We start from the raw sequence: 3,013 nt of genomic DNA, 5'->3' as shown, positions 1-3,013 counted from the left end.
TCCTTTCTCATTTACAACAATTTATCTAAAAGATACACCACTCAGATTTTTACTCTTGTTTTTAAACAACCTCTTACCCTAATTCCCCGAAAATCAGCGTTAAAAATTATTGACGAATTGAAAAAATTGCGCAAATTTGCATGCCGACTGTTCGCAGAGTCCCGGTCGTGGGTCATGCGGGTGGGCGGCTGTTTGTTGTCTGAGCGCTGTCGCTCAGGCTAAGACATTCTAACTAAAGCGTTTACTTGCGCTTCCGTTCTTGACGTCTTGAAATCTGGCAGTTTCAAAAATCGTAGTCAAGACAGATGCAATGGTAGATGCTCATGGATATGTAACCGTTTCCGATGGTTCCGGTGCCTTCCGGCATCACAGAACCATCGCATGCTTACATATTTGCGTGGGCTCTGCACATTGCTCGTCTTACTACGATGGGCACATGCCAGAGCCTCAAGATTGAATACAGCGTCAACGGCTCTGAATCCGGCATCGACGACTGCATAAGCGATCAGGAAATCTCCGGAGAAACCGAGGTCTACACGATCAACGGCATCCGCCTCGGAAATTCCACCGAAGGACTTGCTCCCGGCATCTACATTGTCCGCAAAGGCAGCAAGGTATCAAAAATCATGATCCGCTGATCAACAAGAAGCATAACAGCCCAAAGAAACAAGGCATTCCAGCGATCAAAAATGCGCCGGAATGCCTTGCTTCTTTATATATATGCCTCCTGACAGATGGAGGCTGACAATTGCTTTTGAGGTTCAGCGGGTTCTCAGTTCCCAGAAAGCCACAGCCGCGGCAGCAGCGACGTTAAGGGAATCGACATTGTGGGCCATCGGAATGCGGACTGTGTAGTCGGCATCGGCGATAGTCTCGGAGGCCAGACCGTCGCCCTCGGTCCCCATCACGATCGCAAGACGCGCTTCGGCCTTGAGCGAAGGATCGTCCAGGGGGACGGATTTGTCAGTCAGCGCCATCGCCACTGTCTTGAAGCCGAAATCACGCAACGAGCCGACCGGACTGTCAAGCCAGGTCCAGGGCACAAGAAAAACCGAGCCCATCGAAACCCTGACGGCACGACGGTTGAAGGGATCGCAGGACGAAGGCGTCAGCAGGACGGCATCAATGCCCAGGGCAGCGGCAGAACGGAAAATAGCCCCGATGTTGGTGGTGTCGACAACACTGTCGATCACGACCACCCTTGAAGCATCTCTGAGCACCGAGTCCAGTGAGGGCGGTGCGGGACGGCGCATGGCACACAGCACCCCGCGGGTGAGAGTGTAGCCCGTCAGCGCTCCCAGAAGCTCGCGGTCGCCGGTATAGACCGGAATCTCATCGCCACACCTGCTGACAATGTCAGCAGCATCACCCGCTATATGCTTGCGCTCACAGAGCAATGCCTGAGGCTCATAACCGGCATCCAAGGCCACTCGGATCACTTTTGGACTTTCGGCAATGAAGACACCGCGGTCAGGTTCAAGTCTGTTGCGCAACTGAGCTTCGGTCAATGAGCTGAAAACGTCGGCTCCGGGATGGGTCAATGATGAAATTTCAATTATCGGCATAATTCTCAATCGTTAATAGCGGGAGTGAGCGCGTCAGAAAACTTTACTCCAAATTATCACAAAATTAAGTCATTATTACGGTTATTGCAACCTACGTGGAGCGATTTTCGCAAAAATATTTCAAATACCGCCCAAATCTGTGTAACTTTGCAGCCGGAATAAAGAAAAGAAACGAAACTAAATTTAATAGACCAAATATGGCTTATAATCTTTTGAAAGGAAAGCGCGGCATTATCTTTGGCGCGCTCAATGACATGAGTATTGCCTGGAAAGTAGCTGAGAAAGCTGTTGAAGAAGGTGCCATCATCACTCTGTCGAATACCCCGGTCGCTGTCCGTATGGGCGATGTAAGCGCACTCGGTGAAAAACTTAACGCCGAAGTCATCCCGGCTGACGCAACCAATGTCGAAGATCTCGAAATGGTGTTCCAGAAATCAATGGAAATCCTCGGCGGAAAAATCGACTTCGTGCTCCACTCGATCGGCATGTCGCCCAATGTCCGCAAAAAGCGCCTCTACGACGACCTCGACTATGATCTGCTGAACAAAACGCTCGACATATCAGCCATCTCATTCCACAAAATGATCCAGGCTGCAAAGAAACTTGACGCCATCGCCGACCACGGCAGCATCGTCGCTCTGAGCTACATCGCCGCACAGCGCACAATGTTCGGCTACAACGACATGGCTGATGCCAAGGCACTCCTCGAATCCATCGCCCGCAGCTTCGGCTACATCTACGGCCGCGAGAAGTCAGTCCGCATCAACACCATCTCGCAGTCACCCACCCAGACCACTGCCGGCAGCGGCGTGAAGGGCATGTCTTCACTCATGGACTTCGCCAACCGCATGTCGCCTCTGGGCAATGCCAATGCCGACGAATGTGCCGACTACTGCATTGTCATGTTCAGCGACCTCACCCGCAAGGTAACAATGCAGAACCTCTTCCATGACGGCGGCTTCTCAAGCATGGGTATGAGCCTCCGCGCTATGGACCAGTATGAAAAAGGCTTCGACCAGTATCGCAACGAAGACGGCACAATCCAGTACGGCTGATCAAACTCGAATACGGCTGATCAAGTCCGGTTACGGCTGATCTCAAGCCGCCCACTCACGACTGATCACAAGCCCGATCAACACTTATAAGAAACAGATTCCGACCCCGGTCCGGAGTCTGTTTTTTATTTAAAGCCCCCTGAGGTGAGGCCTTGGAGATCATTGTCAGATGAATTATGGTCTGCGGCTGGCGGCCATTGACCGTTTTTTCGCTGACATTCTTTACCGACCGCCTTGATTCTTTCTGCTTTAGCTACGGATTATCTCATGATTTTTCACTAAATTTGCAAGTTGTTTTACAAAACGTCTGAAAATACTAAGAGGTTGTTTAAAAACAAGAGTTAAAATCTGAGTGGTGTATCTTTTAGATAAATTATTGTAAATGAGAAAGGA

General features: G+C 50.5%; 4 protein-coding genes. 3 read left to right on the top strand and 1 reads right to left on the bottom strand.

Translation table 11 applies throughout. The features are described 5' to 3' along the window. Both K2H17_RS08525 and K2H17_RS08520 read left to right on the top strand, forming a co-directional pair. A partial coding sequence (locus tag K2H17_RS08525) for a hypothetical protein (protein ID WP_300133752.1) occupies positions 1-222 on the top strand: 222 nt, incomplete at its 5' end. Positions 223-428: 206 nt separating this feature from the next. Then, positions 429-638, top strand: coding sequence for a hypothetical protein (locus K2H17_RS08520; protein WP_300133751.1), 210 nt, complete (start codon positions 429-431; stop codon positions 636-638). 123 nt (positions 639-761) lie between these two features. Here K2H17_RS08520 and K2H17_RS08515 read toward each other — a convergent pair whose 3' ends face one another. After that, complete coding sequence (locus K2H17_RS08515) at positions 762-1,565, bottom strand: RNA methyltransferase (protein WP_300133749.1); 804 nt, start codon at positions 1,563-1,565, stop codon at positions 762-764. A gap of 197 nt (positions 1,566-1,762) precedes the next feature. Here K2H17_RS08515 and K2H17_RS08510 point away from each other — a divergent pair, with 197 nt between their 5' ends. Further along, a complete protein-coding gene (locus K2H17_RS08510) occupies positions 1,763-2,620 on the top strand; it encodes an SDR family oxidoreductase (RefSeq protein ID WP_300133747.1) in 858 nt (285 codons plus the stop codon). Positions 2,621-3,013 lie beyond the last annotated feature (393 nt).

This window comes from Duncaniella sp. (assembly GCF_029054785.1).
Classification (GTDB): domain Bacteria; phylum Bacteroidota; class Bacteroidia; order Bacteroidales; family Muribaculaceae; genus Duncaniella.
This window is presented reverse-complemented; position numbering and strand designations above follow the sequence as displayed.